Genomic DNA, 17,490 nt, shown 5'->3' on the forward strand with positions numbered 1-17,490 from the left:
TCAGAAATTCAATTTAGGGAGAAAACGATGTCTGCCTTGGTTGATCGGTTGGTGGCCCATGTTTTGGGCCTGGAAGTCCGTTTGCTGTCTTGTCAGGCTCGTTTGAATGCCCGCACCGACCCGGAAGCGTTGCACGATCTGCGCACCACGGTTCGCCGTTTGCGCAGTCTGCTGCGGCCGTTGCGCGGCTTGCCCGGGGTCGAGCAGCTGGAAGTGGCGGCGTCCCGGGTCGGTGACCTGACCACGCCGTTGCGCGATCGTGAAGTACTGGCGGCGTACTTGCTCGAGCACGATCAACCCGAGGCAGCGCAGCGCCGCATGACGCAGATGGCCGCGGCCTATCCGGCGGTCGCGGCGAGCACCGAGCTGGCGCAGTTGCTGATGATTTTCGACGCCTTCCCGCGTTTTCTGCGGGCATCCCAGCGTCAGGGGTTGCTCAAGGGATTGCGCAAACGCATTGAGAAGCGTCTGGGCAAGCAGTGGGAAAAACTCGATGAGGCCTTGCACGATCCTGCTCATGATCGCCATCGACTGCGCTTGTTGATCAAGCGTGTGCGTTATGGCATCGAGGCCTACCCCGATCTGGACCGTTTGCCGAAACCGGCCCTGCCGAGGCTCAAATCGGCTCAGGCTGCCTTGGGTGACTGGCACGATTGCTGGCAATGGCTGGCCCGGGCCGAACAGGAAGCTGATCTGCAACCTTGTGTAGCAGTGTGGAAAACCACCATGGCCAAGGCCGAAGGCCGTGCCGACCGTGTTCTCGACAAACTCAGCGCCGCCTGTTTCAAATCCTGAAACTCACCGCATAACCCCCCTGTAGGAGCGAGCTTGCTCGCGATGGACTTGAAGGCGACGCGTGTGTCCAGACAGCATGCGTTATCGTTCACGCCCATCGCGAGCAAGCTCGCTCCTACAAAGGGGTGGTGTTGAACCTTGGATCGCGCATCCAACCGATTGCGGCCTATCTGTCAGCCTCTTTGGCGAGAATATGCGCTGTGCCATCCTCGCTGGTTGGTTAACATCTCTTCATTCCATTTCTGCCCTTGAGGTTTTCATGCGCTTTTCCGATCTGCTCGACGCCGTCCGCAGCCAACCGCTGGAGCTGTCTATTCCGGCCGAATGGGCACAGGGACGTGCCAGCTTCGGCGGCCTGGTCGCGGCTTTGCAATACGAAGCCATGCGCGCACGGGTGCCGGCGGATCGCCCCGTGCGCTCGCTGGCGATCACCTTTGTCGGGCCCGTAGAACCCGAAGTGCCGGTCAGTTTTGAAGTCGATGTCCTGCGCGAAGGCAAGGCGGTCAGCCAAGTGCTGGGCCGGGCGATGCAGAAGGGACAAGTGGTGACGTTGATCCAGGGCAGCTTCGGCGCCTCGCGACCGTCCGAAGTGGCGGTAACCGCCACGCCGGCCCCCGAAATGAAGCACTGGGACGATTGCCAGGAACTGCCGTATGTCAAAGGCATGACCCCGGAATTCATGCGCCATCTGGCGATGCGCTGGAGTGTCGGAGGCCTGCCGTTCACCGGCAATAAATCCCGCGAGATGGGCGGCTGGGTACGCTTGCGTGGTGATGTTAAGGAAGAGGCGGTCACTGAGTCGCATATCCTGGCACTGGTGGATGCCTGGCCGCCGGCGCTGTTGCCGCACCTGAATAAAGTCGCAATGGGCAGCACGCTGACCTGGACCATCGAATTCGTCCAGCCGTTGCTCGAACTGAGCACCCTGGACTGGTGCAAATACCTCGTTGAAATCGAACATGCCGCTGACGGCTACGGTCATGCGGCCGCGAAACTGTGGAACGCGGACGGTCAGCTGATTGCCATGAGTCGGCAGACCGTGACGATTTTTGCCTGATCAGTGACGACGGTGGCGCTCACGCCAGGCGCGCCACCAGCCGCCGCTGAGGAAAAAGCGCGGAAAGGTCAGGAACTGCTCGACCAGCAGGCGCGACACCGCATCTTTGCGATCACTGAACGGCTCGGAGGCTTGCGCCTCCAGGTTGTGACCGTGGCGTTGCAGGCCCAAGGCTGCGAGCAGGCCGATGATGCCAATCGCGAAGTTCGCAAAGCTCAGGCTGAACACCCCGCACACCAGCAGCAGAAAGGCCACGATGAACAGCGGCACGGCAATCAGGTGCAGCACCAGATTCGCCGGGTGCTGGTGGTTGTCCGGGTACGCGCGCCATTGCCAGGCGGGAAGGTTGGGGTGACGTTTGCCCATGATGCTGATCCTCGATCCATGTTGAACACATGGTTGAAGAATAGGCGCGGCATTGGCGGGCTGCGAATCAAGGATGGCTATCGGAGCGATAGGTGTCATGGTCAATATTGATGTTGGTCCGGCCGACGCCATCGCGGGCAAGCCTTGCTCCTACAGGGGCACTACGCAAATCCTGTAGGAGCAAGGCTTGCCCGCGAAGAGGGCCTTAGAGTTTCAACTGCCCAATGGCCTTGCTCAACTCCCCGGCCAACGCCGCCAACTCATTACTGGTCGTCGCCGAATCCACCGTCTGCTGCACCGTGTTCTCGGTCACATCGCGAATGCTTACCACCGCCCGGTTCATCTCCTCCGCCACTTGGCTCTGCTGCTCGGCCGCCACCGCGATCTGCGTGTTGCTTTCACGCATCTGCGCCACGGCGCTGGTGATTTCCACCAACGCGGCGCCGGCCTCTTGAGCCTGTTGCACACAGTCGTCGGCCTTGAACGAGCTTTCCTGCATGAAGTCCACCGCGTCCCGGGTTCCGGCCTGCAACGCCGAGACCATCAGGGTGATTTCGTCGGTCGAGGTCTGCACCCGTTTGGCCAGGTTGCGCACTTCATCGGCGACCACCGCAAAGCCACGTCCCATTTCCCCGGCCCGGGCCGCTTCAATCGCGGCGTTCAGCGCCAGCAGGTTGGTTTGCTCGGCGATGCTGTGGATCACATTGACCACGCCGTTGATCTTCTGACTGTCCTCGGCCAGACGCTGAATCATCTCGGCCGTCTGCTGCACGCCATTGGACAACCCGGCAATCGACTTTTGCACGCGACTGACCACTTCCTGACCGCTGCCGGCCAGGGTATCGGCGGTTTGCGAGAGGTCGCGGGTGGCGCCGGCGTGCTGGGCGATGTGATAGACGGTGGCGGTCATTTCGTTGATCGCCGTGGCGGCCTGGTCGGTTTCGCTTTGCTGGCCCAGCATGCCGTGACGGACCTCGTTCATGCTCGATGCCAGCCGCGCCGCGCCGACGTCCAGTTGCCGGGCGGTGCTGGCGACGGTGTTGACCACCCGCTGATAACCGGCCTGCATGGCGTTGAACGCGCCGGCCATCTGCCCGACCTCGTCGGTGCAGGCCAGCGGCACACGGGCTGACAGGTCGCCGGTTTTCTCAACGTGGAGCATCACGTCTTTCAAGGTGTTGAGCTGGCTGAGCAGAAATCGGATCAACAGTTGCGACGCCCCGAGCATCGCCAGCATCAGAATGAACACCGCCACGGCGTAGTTGGCGAAACGCTCACCGAACACCTGGCTCAGGCTCGGGCCATAAGCGATCACCGCCACCTGCTGACCATCGGTGCGCGTGAACACTTCCGCGCCCATCAGCGGGTTGTCGCCGAACAGCGGCATCGAGTTGATCTCGACCCAACCGTTGGCATCCGCGAATTCCGGCACGGGCTGCTCGTTCAGCAACGGCGCCTGCCCGCGACTGAACGTCAGCAGGTGATCGGCCTTGGGCAGCGCTTGTCCGGCAGGCCAGGCGTTGAGCAATCGCGCCTGAGCCTGAGCGGACGCTTGCGAGGCATGACTGCGGGCCTGCTGTTCGAGTTGTACGGCGTACAACACCAACAACAGGGTGGTGACGAAGGCGACAGCGTTGACCGCCCAGAATTTATATTTCAGCGAGATGTTGCTAAGCCAGGCACCCATGGAGGTCTTCTCTGATAGCGGAAACAGCATTGGCAAGGTGCCAGCATTGTGCCGCTACCCGAGGCGCCGGATCTTGATATGCGTCAACATTCCCGACTGTGTTCCGCGCAGGAATTGCGGGGCGTAATGCGCTATCCTTCGCGCCTTCAAAATTCCCTCGCTACAGGATTCCGCCCCCATGAAAGCCGCACTCGTCGAACTCATCAGCAAAATCAGCTCCGGGTGCATGAGCGAAGACGAAATCCTCAAAGTCGCTGACGAAGCGGCCCAGGCCTACGCCGATCCAGAGGCTTTTCTGACGGCCAATCCGGACATCAACTACGACGACACCTTCCCGATTCCGCTCGGCGAGTGGGTCGTCGTCGGCAGCCTGCCGGAAACCGTACTGTTCCAGGCCGACACCTACATGGACCTGTTCGCGCAGATCGTCGCGTCGTTCGGCCCGGGCGTGGATTTCAACATCAAACCCAAGCAACTGGCCAAGACCGAAGCCCTGACCGCGCTCAATCGCATCCAGGTGCAGATGGGCAGCATGAACAAGGAAAACGGCGGTTACACGCTGATGAACTTCAGCCAGCTGCTGGACGACGAACTGCAAGTGGTGCTGGTCTATGGCAACGACGTGCCGCGTGTGCTCGAGTTGTGCGCTGAGGTCGGCATCGTGGCCGCGCCTTCCCTGGAAGCCCTGAAAGTGGCAATCCACGTTTGATGGAATAAAACGGAACCCCGCTGGAGCCGGCTATCCTAAGAGTGAACATCACTCTTAGGGAGCGACACCATGGGTTCCACGTTCAACGGCCTGGTTGGCCTGATCATTCTTGCCCTGGACATCTGGGCAATCATCAACGTGCTGAAAAGTGGCGCCGATACCGGGATGAAAATCGTCTGGGTCCTGCTGATCCTGCTGCTGCCGGTCCTGGGCCTGATCATCTGGGCCATCGCCGGGCCACGGGGCAACGTGCGAATCTGACAGAACGAACACTGCCCCTGTAGGAGCAAGGCTTGCCCGCGAAGAACGATAACGCGGTCTTTCTGTTAAATCGTGTAATCGTTCTTCGCGGGCAAGCCTTGCTCCTACGGGACAGTGTCGCGTCATCAACTGACGTTCGACCTGTCATCTTCCGCGACGTAGAATGCGCGCCTTTCCCGGGCAATCGAGCAGATCGATTGGCCATCATGGGCGGGTAACCGTCCGTTGCCACCCGCATTCATCGGAGCACTTCCCATGAGCAACACCCCAGCCAGCGACTACCTGGAAACCCTCTACGAAGGCTACGGCCAGCGTTTTCGCATGGAAAAACTGCTGCACGAAGTGCGCACCGAACACCAGCACCTGGTGATTTTCGAAAACCCGCGCATGGGCCGTGTCATGGCGCTGGACGGTGTGATCCAGACCACCGAAGCCGACGAATTCATCTACCACGAAATGCTCACCCATGTGCCGATCCTGGCGCACGGCAGTGCCAAGCGCGTGCTGATCATCGGTGGCGGCGACGGCGGCATGCTGCGTGAAGTGGCCAAACACGGCGGCGTCGAGCACATCACCATGGTCGAGATCGACGGCACCGTGGTCGACATGTGCAAGGAATTCCTGCCGAACCACTCCAAGGGTGCGTTCGATGATCCACGCCTGAACCTGGTGATCGATGACGGCATGCGCTTCGTCGCCACCACCACCGAAAAGTTCGACGTGATCATCTCCGACTCCACCGACCCGATCGGTCCGGGCGAAGTGCTGTTCTCGGAAAACTTCTACCAGGCCTGCCGTCGCTGCCTGAACGAGGGCGGTATCCTGGTGACCCAGAACGGCACGCCGTTCATGCAGATCGAAGAAGTCAAAACCACCGCCGGGCGCCTGCGCAGCCTGTTCCCGGACTGGCACTTCTATCAGGCCGCCGTGCCGACCTACATCGGCGGTTCGATGACATTTGCCTGGGGCGCGACCAATACCGCCTATCGCAAACTGTCCCGCGAAACCCTGCAGCAGCGCTTCGCCGGCAGCGGCATCATCACCCGCTACTACAACCCGGAAATCCACATTGGCGCGTTTGCCTTGCCGCAATACGTGCTGCAAGCGATCAACAAGCCAAGCAACGACTAAACTAAAGAAGTACGCATAACCCTGTAGGAGCCGAGCTTGCTCGCGATGACTGCCGTCCAGTCGATAGAGATGTCGGCTGATAGAACGCTATCGCGAGCAAGCTCGGCTCCTACAGCTCCTGTGTTTTTGATGCTTGCGTGCCGTAATCCGTTTGAACGATCAGTCAGGCCAAAAGTCCAGATAGTTGTAAGCCCATTTGCGGGTTTGTTCGAGGAGGCACTGATGCAAAAGTGGAAGATCACTTTCGTGGATGACCACGGCGAAACTGTCGACGAAGTCTTTGAGTGCGACGAGTGCCCGGACAACGAGCACGCCGCGAAACTGCTCAAGGAGCGGCTTTTTCCCGTCGCCGCCGAACTGGATCTGAACGATCTGGAGGGGCGGACTGCTGACGCTAGCGTCAAAAACCTCAAGACCCAGAACAGCATACAAATCCTCGGCATTACTCCCGTCTGATACACCTCTGGCACACTCGTGAAACACCAGGCCTTGGCAGCGGCGCTTACTTGGGGCTACTCTGCAAGCGAGATCAGCGATTGGATCGCTAAGGTCTGGTCTTGTCAGCTACATGCTTGTTTCCCGGCGGCAACGTGGTTGCCGTATTGCTCGCACCATTCGGTTGCGGGCGTCGGGAGTACGGAAAGTCTATCCATCGGTTTGAGGAGGACGTTTCATGAGCACAGCCTATCAAGAAGACATCAGCAGCTCGGTGCTGCGCCGCATGAAAGAAGGCGGTTTCGACTTTTCACGATTCCATCCCATCGAGTTCTACGCCATTTTCCCGGACGAGGAGCGGGCACGCAGGGCGGCAGGGCATTATTCCGGCGAATCCATGAATGCACAGATCAGCGTACGCGACGACGGCGCATGGGCCCTGGAACTGAGCAAAGTGATGTCCGCCACCTATGACGGCATCGGCGACTTTGAGCAGGACTTCGAGGCGGTGGTCGAGCCTTTGGGCGGCATCATCGAAGGGTGGGGCGTCAAGCAGGAGGTACGAGGGCTACTCGCATAACACTATGAACAGCGACAACATCCACTAACGGCTGACCTTCGGGTTGGCCGTTTTCGTTTGTGGGCGATGGAAAACAGCCTTGGCAAAATCCTGAAACAAGAACCCGGCGCAAAAAAAAGCCGCCTAAACAGGCGGCTAAAAGGGAAGTTCGGTGAGCATTTCCAGCGAATGCGCCGATTATCCGCAGCCACTGCCGGGCAGTGAAATCAACTCTGGCTATGCTGGTGATAGGCGAAAGCATTGCTTCGCAATGAAGCGGGGGCAATCAGGTTGGGGTATTTACCGCACAGGAATGGTGCGGTGTATGCGCGACGAATATCTAACCGATTGATTTAAAAGCGTTTATGCCGATGGCACGGGCCTTGCGAAGGCCTGTAAGTCCGGGTGACAAGGAGTACGGCATGATCCGCAACTATTTTGATGAGATGTACGATGCCGGCGGCCAGGTCCGCCCGCATTATCGGGAGTTTGCCCGTTGGCTGGCCGAGACGCCTGACGAACTGCTGGCCCAACGGCGACGCGAGGCCGATCTGTTGTTTCATCGCGCCGGGATTACCTTCACGCTCTACGGGGACGAGCAGGGCACAGAGCGCCTGATCCCCTTCGACACCATTCCGCGCAGCATCCCCGCCAGCGAATGGCGGATCGTCGAACGCGGCTGCATCCAGCGGGTCAAGGCGTTGAACATGTTCCTCGCCGACCTCTATCACGAGCAGCGCATCATCAAGGCGGGCATCATTCCGGCCGAGCAAGTACTGGCCAACGAGCAATACCAGTTGGCGATGCAAGGCCTGGATTTGCACCGGGATATCTATTCGCACATCTCCGGCGTCGATCTGGTGCGTGATGGCGACGGCACGTACTACGTGCTCGAAGACAACCTTCGTACACCGAGCGGCGTGAGCTACATGCTCGAAGACCGCAAGATGATGATGCGGCTGTTCCCCGAACTGTTCTCGGCCCAGCGCATCGCGCCGATCGACCATTATCCGAACCTGTTGCTCGACACCCTGAAAAGCTCCAGCCCGATCGATAACCCGAGCGTGGTGGTGCTGACGCCGGGGCGTTTCAACAGTGCGTTTTTCGAGCATGCATTCCTGGCGCGGGAAATGGGCGTTGAACTGGTAGAAGGCGCGGACCTCTTCGTGCGTGACGACAAGGTGTTCATGCGCACCACGGACGGGCCGAAAGCCGTCGATGTGATCTACCGTCGCCTCGACGATGCGTTCCTCGACCCGCTGGCGTTCAATCCGGATTCGATGCTCGGCGTACCGGGGCTGTTGTCGTCCTACCGCTCGGGCCACGTGGTGCTGGCGAATGCCATCGGCACCGGGGTTGCGGACGACAAGTCGGTGTATCCGTTTGTGACGGACATGATCCGTTTCTACCTCGATGAAGAACCGATCCTGAAGAACGTGCCGACGTTCCAGTGCCGCAATCCTTCTGAACTGTCCCACGTGCTGGCCAATCTTCCGGACCTGGTGGTCAAGGAAACCCAAGGCTCCGGCGGTTACGGAATGCTGGTGGGGCCGGCGGCGACGGCGGCGGAAATCGAGTCGTTCCGCGCCCGCATCAAGGCCAAGCCACACGCGTACATCGCGCAACCGACGTTGTCCCTGTCGACCTGTCCGACCTTTGTCGAAAACGGCATCGCTCCACGCCACATCGACCTGCGTCCGTTTGTATTGTCTGGCCGCGAAACCCGGGTTGTGCCCGGCGGTTTGACCCGTGTCGCCCTGCGTGAAGGCTCCCTGGTGGTGAATTCCTCACAGGGCGGCGGAACCAAGGACACCTGGGTGGTTGAGGATTAAGGAAGCCTGCCATGTTAAGTAGAACTGCCTCGGATTTGTATTGGATGTCGCGTTACCTGGAGCGGGCGGAAAACCTCGCACGGATGCTCGACATCAGTTATTCACTGTCGCTGATGCCACAGGATGGACGCGGTGACGGTCTGCATGAACTCGCCATGCCGCTGCTGATAACCGGCACCCTGGACGATTACCTCGAACGCCACGGCGAGCTGCATGCCGAGCGGCTGCTGCACTTTTTCGCCCTCGACGCGGCCAACCCAGCGAGCATTTACAGCTGTCTCGGCGCCGCACGGGCCAGCGCCCATGCAGTGCGTGGGCGAATCACCGCCGACATGTGGGAAAACATCAACGCCACCTGGCTGGAAATTCGCGGGATCGCCGAGCAGGGCTTGAGTCGCTACGGCATGAGCCGTTTCTGCGAGTGGATCAAGGAACGTTCGCACCTGTTTCGCGGCGCGTCCTACGGCACCATCATGCGTAACGATGCGTTCCGTTTCATTCGGCTGGGCACGTTTATCGAAAGGGCCGACAACACCTTGCGCCTGCTCGACGCCCGCTACGAAATGGCCGGCGATCAGGCCGAAGCGGTCAGCGACGGCACAGCCCACGCCTATTACCAGTGGAGCGCTTTGTTAAGGGCGTTGTCGTCGTTCGAGGCCTATACCGAAATCTACCGCGACGCTCCCGGTGCCCGGCATGTGGCAGAACTGCTGCTGTTGCGTGCTGATGTGCCACGTTCGCTACGGGCCTGCACCGAAGAAATCGACCAGATCCTCGCCCAACTGCCCGGCGCCAACGGCCGTCCCGCGCAACGCCTGGCGGCGGAGATGGACGCACGCCTGCGCTACACCGGCATCACCGAAATTCTCGACGAAGGCCTGCACGCCTGGCTGACCGAGTTCATCCCGCTGGTGCGCCAGTTGGGTAACGCCATACACAGTTCCTACCTGGAGGCTGCATGAGACTTTCCATTAGCCACGAGACCACCTATCACTACGAAGATCAGGTGCGGGCGAGCATCCAGTATCTGCGACTGACACCCCACGACAGCGAGCGCCAGCACGTGCTCAGCTGGCAACTCGACCTGCCGCGCCCGGTGCGCGCGCAACTCGATCCGTTCGGCAACATCCTGCATGTGCTGACCATGGACGAGCCGCATGAAGCGATCATCATCGGCGCCCGTGGCCAGGTCGACATCGACGAACTGCGTGAAGCCGAGCACGAGAGCCAGTCGGCGCTGCCGTTTTTGCGTTTCACGCGCCTGACCGAAGCCGACGAAGCCTTGCGTGCGTTCGCCGAGAAAGAATGCAAAAAGCGTCGGGATCGCACATCGCTGATCGATCTGATGCATGGCCTTAACCAGCACATGACCTACACGCCGGGCTCCACCGAAGTGGATACCAGCGCGGCTCAGGCCTTTGCCGGGCGTTCGGGCGTGTGCCAGGACCACACGCACGCGTTCCTCGCCTGCGCCCGCAGCCTGGGCATTCCGTCGCGTTATGTGTCGGGGTATCTGTACAGCGAGAATTGCGAGCATCTGGCCAGTCACGCGTGGGCGGAAGCCTGGCTGGATGACGCGTGGTACAGCTTTGACGTGACCAATGAACTGGCGCGGCCGGAGCGCCATTTGAAGCTGGCGGTGGGCCTGGATTACCTGGATGCCTGTCCGGTGCGCGGGATGCGTCGCGGCGGCGGGTGTGAGCAGATGCATGCGAAGGTGTTTGTGTCGCCGACGCCGATGCCGGTGATCTCAGTCCAACAACAGTGATCATAAATTATTGGGGAGAAGGTGCTTTTGTGGCGAGGGAGCTTGCTCCCGCTCGACTGCGCAGCAGTCGCAAATTCGATAAAAGCGGTTTGCATGACGGATCGCGTCGCCTGGTTTGAGGGCCGCTTCGCGGCCCAGCGGGAGCAAGCTCCCTCGCCACAGGTGTATCTGCTACTTATTGGCTGTGATCTGCTTGCGCCCAGCCATATGCTTCAAATACCCCACCAACATTTCCAGATCGCCGTCGGGCAACACCTGCGCCGAAAACCCCGGCATCTTCGCCTGCGGCCACTGCCGCAAACTCTGCGGATCACGGATATACCGCTTCAAAAAGTCCGCGCCAAAATACTCGGTCGGGTTAAACGGAACATTAAGATCCGGCCCGAACTGCGCATCCCCGGCGCCATTGAGACGATGACACGCCAGGCAGTTCTTCTGAAACAGTGCAAACCCCAGATTCACCGGATGGTCCGCCTTTAACGCCGGATCCGGCAACAGGGCAGGGAAGCGCTCCGCCACTGGCGCCATGCGTTTGATGCTTGCCACTTGAAAGGGCCATTGTTCAGGGCTGATGTTGCCCGCCTGCGGGTTAGTCCAGACCAGATAAAACGGCCCCGCACCTGGCTTGCCTTCGGACAGCGGTGGCCACGGCTTGGCCGGGTCTTCAATCGCCAGCCAGGCTCGCGCGCCTTTGGCATTGAGCAACGGAGCGGCCGCCAGTTCAGCGGCAAAACCATCCAGCGCCACCGCTTGCAGGTGATCGTCAGGCTTGATGCCGGTCAACAACGCCGCCAGAGGCACGGCGCGATAGCTCATGTCCCGTTTATAGGAAACGTCGTTGGTAATCGTGATGGTCTGTAACTGAGGATGCTTGAGCAATTCCTCGGTCTGCCAGGTGCGACTGTTCGCGCCCAGCTCCAGGTTCAGCTGTGCGGCATAAAGGGGCGAGCCGAACAGCAAGGCCCCGAGCAGAATGAGCGTTTTCAAATGATCGCCGTCCATGTCGTGGAAGTGCCGCAAAGGTTGGCACACCCACGCTGGCCCGGGTAGCGAGCCAGTCACATTTTTGATGAGGCGATAAAAAACCTTGGCGCCGTATTTTTAATAACAGACTTAACCGATCACCTTCGTCAGGTTCGGCAAAATCAACAACAGCGTAGTGGCGAAAAGAATGAGCCCGGCTTGACGTACTTTCGAATGTTTGAACATGGCTTGACCGCCTTTTTGTTATTCCTGATGCCTGCCTGCATATCTCCATGACGGCAGCGCGTTGCACTTCCTGTAGGGCGAGCGCCTCGGCAAAACCCGACGACAACATCGCATATGTTCACCTTAGGGCCCGCGTCACTCGTGGTTTAGATCCCTTTCGTATGGAGTGCGCACTTATTGCTTTAAAAAAGGCATGAGGCCTATTGCCAGCTTCTTTGCCGCCCTTTTGCTAGACAGCTCGGTGTCCTGAAACGGTTAATCCGGTAGCACACTACCGTCCGTCTGAGCGTGTCCGTCAACGTCCGTGAGCATTGCGGTCATTGAATCGGCGGTGGCTCGGCATAAGGTGAAGGCTCAGTATTTTCACCGTCAGGTTCGAGGACGTCATGACCCAAGCTTTGATTTTCGACGCGTTACGCACGCCCCGTGGCAAAGGCAAGGCCGATGGCGCCCTGCACAGCGTCAAACCGGTGAACCTGGTGGCCGGGTTGCTCAGGGCGCTGCAGCAGCGCACCTCGCTGGACACCAGTCAGGTCGATGACGTGGTGCTGGGCTGCGTGACGCCGGTCGGCGATCAAGGTGCCGACATCGCCAAAACCGCGACACAAGTGTCCGATTGGGACGTCAGCGTGGCAGGTGTGCAGATCAACCGTTTCTGCGCGTCGGGGCTGGAAGCGGTGAACCTCGGGGCGATGAAAGTGCGTTCCGGCTTCGAAGAACTGGTGGTGGTCGGTGGCGTCGAGTCGATGTCCCGGGTGCCGATGGGCAGCGACGGCGGCGCCTGGGCGCTGGATCCGGAAACCAATCTGCACAGCCATTTCACACCGCAAGGCGTAGGCGCCGACCTGATCGCCACCCTTGAAGGGTTCAGCCGTCAGGACGTCGATGCCTACGCGCTGCATTCCCAGCAAAAAGCCGCGCGGGCCCGGGCCGATGGATCGTTCAGTAAATCGCTGGTGCCGGTACGGGACCAGAACGGCATTCTCCTGCTCGATCACGATGAATTCATCCGCGCCGACTCCACGCTTGAAGGCTTGGGCAAGCTCAAGCCGAGCTTCGAGATGATGGGGCAAATGGGTTTCGACGCCACCGCGCTGCGGGTCTACAGCCACGTCGAGCGCATCAACCATGTGCACACGCCGGGCAACAGTTCGGGGATCGTCGATGGCGCGGCGCTGATGTTGATCGGCTCCGAGGCAAAGGGTCGCGCGCTGGGCTTGCAGCCACGGGCGCGGATAGTCGCCACGGCGGTTACCAGTACCGACCCGACCATCATGCTCACCGGCCCGGCGCCGGCTACGCGCAAGGCGCTGGCCAAAGCCGGGCTGCGGGTCGAAGACATCGACCTGTTTGAGGTCAACGAGGCGTTTGCCTCTGTCGTACTGAAATTCATCAAGGACATGACCATCGACCCGGATAAGGTCAACGTCAACGGCGGCTCCATCGCCATGGGCCACCCGCTGGGCGCCACCGGCTGCGCAATTCTCGGCACGCTGCTCGATGAACTGGAAACCCGGCGTCTGCGCTATGGCCTGGCCACGCTGTGTGTCGGCGGCGGCATGGGCATTGCCACCATCATCGAACGCCTCTGAGCCCTGACTTCCAAGGAATCATCTTCATGACCGAAGCCATTCGTTACGAAAAAGGGCAGGACCAGATTGTCGTCCTGACCATCGACATGCCGGGCCAGAGCGCCAACACCATGAACGCGGTTTACCGTGAGGCCATGGCTGTCTGCATTGCCCGTTTGGTTGCTGAAAAAGAAAGCATCGCCGGCGTCATCATCACCTCGGCCAAGAACACGTTCTTCGCCGGTGGCGACTTGAATGAACTGATCAAGGTCGGCAAGCCTGAGGCCAAAGCGTTCTACGACATGGTGCTGACGCTGAAGGGCCAATTGCGCACTTTGGAAACCCTCGGAAAACCTCTGGTCGCCGCGATCAACGGCGCGGCGCTGGGCGGTGGTTGGGAAATCTGCCTGGCGTGCCATCACCGCGTGGCGCTGGATAATGCATCCGTGCAGCTTGGTTTGCCGGAGGTCACCCTTGGCTTGCTGCCGGGCGGCGGCGGGGTGGTGCGCATGGTGCGCATGCTCGGTCTGGAAAAAGCCTTGCCGTATCTGCTTGAAGGCAAGAAGGTCCGCCCGCAACAAGCGTTGCAGGCGGGTTTGATCGATGAGCTGGCAGCGAATAGCGATGAGCTCCTGACCAAGGCTCGGGCCTGGATCATCGCCAATCCAGCGGCTGTACAGCGCTGGGACGTGAAGGGCTACCAGATTCCAGGTGGTACGCCATCGAATCCAAAAGTCGCGCAGATGCTGGCGATTGCGCCGTCGATCCTGCGCACGAAAACCCAGGGCTGCCTGCCCGCGCCGGAGAAGATTCTTTGCGCCGCCGTTGAAGGCGCGCAGGTGGATTTCGATACCGCGCACCTGATCGAAACCCGCTACTTCACCGAGCTGACCACCGGCCAGATCTCGAAAAACCTGATCGGCACTTTCTGGTTCCAGCTCAACGAGATCAATGCGGGCGGCTCGCGGCCGCAAGGGTTTGCACCGTATGTGACGCGTCGTGTGGGAGTTTTGGGCGCAGGGATGATGGGCGCCGGGATCGCTTTTGTCAGCGCATCGGCGGGCCTCGAAGTGGTGCTCAAGGACATCAGCCTCGCGGCAGCGGAGAAGGGCAAGGCTCATTCGGCTGCGTTGCTGGACAAGAAAGTTGCCCGCGGCCAGTTAAGCGCCGAGCAGCGCGACGCGGTGTTGGCGCGGATTAAAATCACTGAAAATGACGCCGATCTGGCCGGTTGCGACCTGATCATTGAAGCCGTGTTCGAAGATCGCGAGTTGAAAGCTAAAGTCTCTTCAGCCGCGCAACACGTCGTTGGCCCGGACGCGGTCATCGCTTCCAACACGTCGACCTTGCCCATCACTGGACTCGCCACCGCCGTCCCGGATCAGAGCAAGTTCATCGGCCTGCATTTCTTCAGCCCCGTGGAAAAAATGCCCTTGGTGGAAATCATCAAGGGCGTCCACACCAGCGCCGAAACGCTGGCCCGCGGTTTTGATTTCGTACTGCAAATCAAGAAAACGCCGATTGTGGTCAACGACAGCCGCGGCTTCTTCACCTCACGGGTGTTTGGCACCTTCACCAACGAAGGCATTGCCATGCTCGGCGAAGGCGTCAGCGCAGCGATGATCGAGACTGAAGCGCGCAAGGCCGGCATGCCCATCGGGCCTCTGGCGATCTCCGACGAAGTTTCCCTCAGCCTCATGAGCCATATCCGTCAGCAAACCGCCAAAGACCTGCAAGCAGAAGGGAAACCGCTGATTGAGCACCCCGCGTTTGCCGTGATTGACTTGCTGCTCAACGAATACAAGCGTCCGGGCAAAGCCGCGGGCGGTGGCTTCTACGAGTACCCGAGCGGTGGCCAGAAGCATTTGTGGCCGGAGCTGAAAACCCGCTTCGAGAAAGCCGACGGACAGATTTCGCCAAAGGATGTGCGTGATCGCCTGCTGTTCGTGCAAGCCCTCGAAACCGTGCGCTGCGTGGAAGAGGGCGTGCTGACCTCGACGGCGGACGCCAACGTCGGGTCGATCTTCGGTATCGGTTTTGCGGCCTGGACCGGCGGTGCGCTGCAGTTCATCAATCAGTACGGTGTGAAGGACTTTGTCGCCCGCGCTCAATACCTCGCCGAACAGTACGGCGAACGGTTCGCACCACCGGCGCTGCTGTTGCAAAAAGCCGCCAAAGGGGAGGTGTTTTAAGGGACCGATGACGCACTCCGGGGCTTGCCTTGTCACCCCGTTTCGAGGCAGGCTCTGAGGTGTGCATTATTCCCATCACGTGTCAGGTATTTTTTATGTCGTTACGCATCTGCATTCTGGAAACCGACATCCTGCGTCCGGAACTGGTCGATCAATATCAGGGTTACGGGCAGATGTTCCAGCGTCTGTTTTCGCAGCAGCCCATCGCGGCCGAGTTCACCGTCTACAACGTGATGCAGGGCGAATACCCGACCGATGATGAGGTTTTTGACGCCTATCTCGTCACCGGCAGCAAGGCCGATTCGTTCGGCACCGACCCGTGGATCGAAACCCTCCGGGCTTACCTGCTGACCCGTTACGAACGCGGCGACAAACTGCTGGGTGTGTGCTTCGGCCATCAGTTGCTGGCGTTGCTGCTGGGCGGCAAGAGTGAGCGCGCGACTCAGGGCTGGGGCGTCGGCACACACAGCTACAAACTGGCGGCCAAGGCGCCATGGATGAGCCCGTTGCGCGAAGAGCTAACGTTGTTGATCAGTCACCAGGATCAGGTGACGTCGCTACCGGAAAACGCCACGGTCATCGCTTCCAGCGAATTCTGTCCGTTTGCCGCGTACCACATCAACGACCAGGTGCTGTGCTTCCAGGGGCATCCGGAGTTCATTCACGATTATTCGCGGGCGTTGCTGGATATTCGCCAGGAAGTGCTGGGCGAGCAGATTTATTCGAAAGGCATGGCGAGCCTTGAGCATGAGCATCACGGCACCACTGTTGCAGAATGGATGATGCGGTTTGTGGCGCATAAGCCGGTGGATCAGTCGGTTTAGCAACTGGCACACCACCTGTGGCGAGGGAGCTTGCTCCCGTCGGGCAGCGAAGCGGCCCTAAAAATGGGCCTGCTACGCAGTCAAGCGGGAGCAAGCTCGCCACAAAAGGTTGTCAAAGCCACCCCGACTTCTTGAAACTCGCCCACAAACTCACACAGCCCACCGCAATAAACCCCAATACCGCGAAATACCCGTAATGCCAGGTCAGCTCAGGCATGTTCTCGAAATTCATCCCGTAAACACCGGCCACCGCCGTCGGAAACGCTAGAATCGCCGCCCACGCCGCAAACTTGCGCTGCACTACGCTCTGCCGTGACGCCTCCAGCAACACCCCGACTGCAATGGTCTGACTGGCGATATCCGCCAGGGTTGTCAGGTCTTCCAACTGCCGTGTCACATGGATCTGCACATCGCGGAAATACGGACGCATGTTCTTGTCGATGAACGGAAAGCTCAGCTTCTGCAACTCCTCGCCGATTTCTACCATCGGTGCCGCATACCGGCGCAAGCGCAATACATCGCGGCGCAAACTGTGGAGTTTTTGAATGTCGCGCTCGTTCAGGGAGCTGCCCATGACGTTACGTTCCAGCTCATCGATCTCTGCATGGATCGCTTCGCCCATCGGCTGGTAGTTTTCAATCACAAAGTCGAGGATGGCATAGAGTACGAAATCTTCTCCGTGCTCCAGCAACAGCGGACGCGCCTCACAACGCTGCCGGACAAGGGCGTAGGACGCCGAGTGACCGTTTCGGGCGGTAATGATGTAACCATTGCCGGCAAAGATATGAGTCTCGATGAACTCCAGTTTGCCTTCATTGCGAATAGGCGAATACGTGACAATAAACAGCGCGTCGCCAAAGGTCTCCAGTTTCGGTCGACTGTGTTTTTCTAGGGCGTCTTCAATGGCCAGTTCGTGCAAGTTGAACTGGCGTTGCAAATTAAACAACTCCTGGGCATTCGGTTCTTCGAGTCCGATCCAGACAAAGTGGCCAGGTTTGGCAGCCCAGGCAGCGCCTTCGTCGAGGGTAATATTGGTGACTTTCTTACCAGCGCTGTAAACCGCAGCAGCAACAACTCTACCCATGATTCAGGTT

At 59.7% G+C, this 17,490-nt stretch carries 17 protein-coding genes; 13 read left to right on the forward strand and 4 right to left on the reverse strand.

Features of this window, described 5'->3' with window-relative positions:
* The first annotated feature begins 27 nt into the window (after window positions 1-27).
* Together ACA066_RS08770 and ACA066_RS08775 are read left to right on the forward strand one after the other, a co-directional pair.
* Window positions 28-795, forward strand: coding sequence for a CHAD domain-containing protein (locus ACA066_RS08770; protein WP_497698895.1), 768 nt, complete (start codon window positions 28-30; stop codon window positions 793-795).
* Window positions 796-1,054: 259 nt separating this feature from the next.
* Entirely contained in the window at window positions 1,055-1,852 is a 798-nt protein-coding gene (locus ACA066_RS08775) for an acyl-CoA thioesterase (protein WP_497698896.1), read from the forward strand.
* Here ACA066_RS08775 and ACA066_RS08780 read toward each other — a convergent pair whose 3' ends face one another.
* Both ACA066_RS08780 and ACA066_RS08785 read right to left on the reverse strand, forming a co-directional pair.
* Window positions 1,853-2,218 carry a terminase gene (locus tag ACA066_RS08780; RefSeq protein ID WP_497402886.1) on the reverse strand — a complete coding sequence of 122 codons (366 nt, stop codon included), beginning with the start codon at window positions 2,216-2,218 and terminating at the stop codon, window positions 1,853-1,855.
* Window positions 2,219-2,423: 205 nt separating this feature from the next.
* Complete coding sequence (locus ACA066_RS08785; RefSeq protein ID WP_497698897.1) at window positions 2,424-3,905, reverse strand: methyl-accepting chemotaxis protein; 1,482 nt, start codon at window positions 3,903-3,905, stop codon at window positions 2,424-2,426.
* A gap of 178 nt (window positions 3,906-4,083) precedes the next feature.
* Between ACA066_RS08785 and ACA066_RS08790 the strand changes: the two genes are divergently transcribed.
* The 8 genes from ACA066_RS08790 to ACA066_RS08825 all read left to right on the forward strand — a co-directional run bounded on the left by ACA066_RS08790 (window position 4,084) and on the right by ACA066_RS08825 (window position 10,600).
* Entirely contained in the window at window positions 4,084-4,614 is a 531-nt protein-coding gene (locus tag ACA066_RS08790; RefSeq protein WP_497698898.1) for a hypothetical protein, read from the forward strand.
* 69 nt (window positions 4,615-4,683) lie between these two features.
* Window positions 4,684-4,875 (forward strand): PLDc N-terminal domain-containing protein, encoded by a 192-nt coding sequence (locus tag ACA066_RS08795; RefSeq protein ID WP_017337345.1) that lies wholly within the window; start codon window positions 4,684-4,686, stop codon window positions 4,873-4,875.
* A 255-nt stretch (window positions 4,876-5,130) separates the two neighbouring features.
* Complete coding sequence (gene speE / locus ACA066_RS08800; RefSeq protein ID WP_497698899.1) at window positions 5,131-6,006, forward strand: polyamine aminopropyltransferase; 876 nt, start codon at window positions 5,131-5,133, stop codon at window positions 6,004-6,006.
* A gap of 222 nt (window positions 6,007-6,228) precedes the next feature.
* Complete coding sequence (locus tag ACA066_RS08805; RefSeq protein ID WP_497698900.1) at window positions 6,229-6,462, forward strand: hypothetical protein; 234 nt, start codon at window positions 6,229-6,231, stop codon at window positions 6,460-6,462.
* A gap of 217 nt (window positions 6,463-6,679) precedes the next feature.
* Complete coding sequence (locus tag ACA066_RS08810) at window positions 6,680-7,021, forward strand: ribonuclease E inhibitor RraB (protein WP_017337348.1); 342 nt, start codon at window positions 6,680-6,682, stop codon at window positions 7,019-7,021.
* Window positions 7,022-7,422: 401 nt separating this feature from the next.
* Complete coding sequence (locus ACA066_RS08815) at window positions 7,423-8,832, forward strand: circularly permuted type 2 ATP-grasp protein (RefSeq protein WP_497698901.1); 1,410 nt, start codon at window positions 7,423-7,425, stop codon at window positions 8,830-8,832.
* A gap of 11 nt (window positions 8,833-8,843) precedes the next feature.
* Window positions 8,844-9,794 (forward strand): alpha-E domain-containing protein, encoded by a 951-nt coding sequence (locus tag ACA066_RS08820; protein WP_095945245.1) that lies wholly within the window; start codon window positions 8,844-8,846, stop codon window positions 9,792-9,794.
* The gene (locus tag ACA066_RS08825) at window positions 9,791-10,600 is read left to right on the forward strand and encodes a transglutaminase family protein (protein ID WP_084318801.1); all 810 of its coding nucleotides are present in this window, start codon (window positions 9,791-9,793) and stop codon (window positions 10,598-10,600) included. Before ACA066_RS08820 ends, ACA066_RS08825 begins: the two co-directional genes overlap by 4 nt.
* Window positions 10,601-10,771: 171 nt before the next feature.
* Here the strand turns inward: ACA066_RS08825 and ACA066_RS08830 are convergent, their stop codons facing one another.
* Window positions 10,772-11,602 (reverse strand): c-type cytochrome, encoded by an 831-nt coding sequence (locus ACA066_RS08830; RefSeq protein WP_497699833.1) that lies wholly within the window; start codon window positions 11,600-11,602, stop codon window positions 10,772-10,774.
* A 593-nt stretch (window positions 11,603-12,195) separates the two neighbouring features.
* Between ACA066_RS08830 and ACA066_RS08835 the strand changes: the two genes are divergently transcribed.
* From ACA066_RS08835 to ACA066_RS08845, 3 genes are all read left to right on the forward strand, one after another.
* Window positions 12,196-13,401 (forward strand): acetyl-CoA C-acetyltransferase, encoded by a 1,206-nt coding sequence (locus tag ACA066_RS08835; RefSeq protein ID WP_497698902.1) that lies wholly within the window; start codon window positions 12,196-12,198, stop codon window positions 13,399-13,401.
* Window positions 13,402-13,427: 26 nt separating this feature from the next.
* A complete protein-coding gene (locus tag ACA066_RS08840) occupies window positions 13,428-15,572 on the forward strand; it encodes a 3-hydroxyacyl-CoA dehydrogenase NAD-binding domain-containing protein (RefSeq protein WP_497698903.1) in 2,145 nt (714 codons plus the stop codon).
* A 95-nt stretch (window positions 15,573-15,667) separates the two neighbouring features.
* The gene (locus tag ACA066_RS08845; RefSeq protein WP_497698904.1) at window positions 15,668-16,396 is read left to right on the forward strand and encodes an amidotransferase; all 729 of its coding nucleotides are present in this window, start codon (window positions 15,668-15,670) and stop codon (window positions 16,394-16,396) included.
* Window positions 16,397-16,508: 112 nt separating this feature from the next.
* Here ACA066_RS08845 and ACA066_RS08850 read toward each other — a convergent pair whose 3' ends face one another.
* Complete coding sequence (locus ACA066_RS08850; RefSeq protein ID WP_497698905.1) at window positions 16,509-17,480, reverse strand: magnesium and cobalt transport protein CorA; 972 nt, start codon at window positions 17,478-17,480, stop codon at window positions 16,509-16,511.
* Window positions 17,481-17,490 lie beyond the last annotated feature (10 nt).

It is taken from the genome of Pseudomonas sp. LBUM1651 (genome assembly GCF_059716135.1).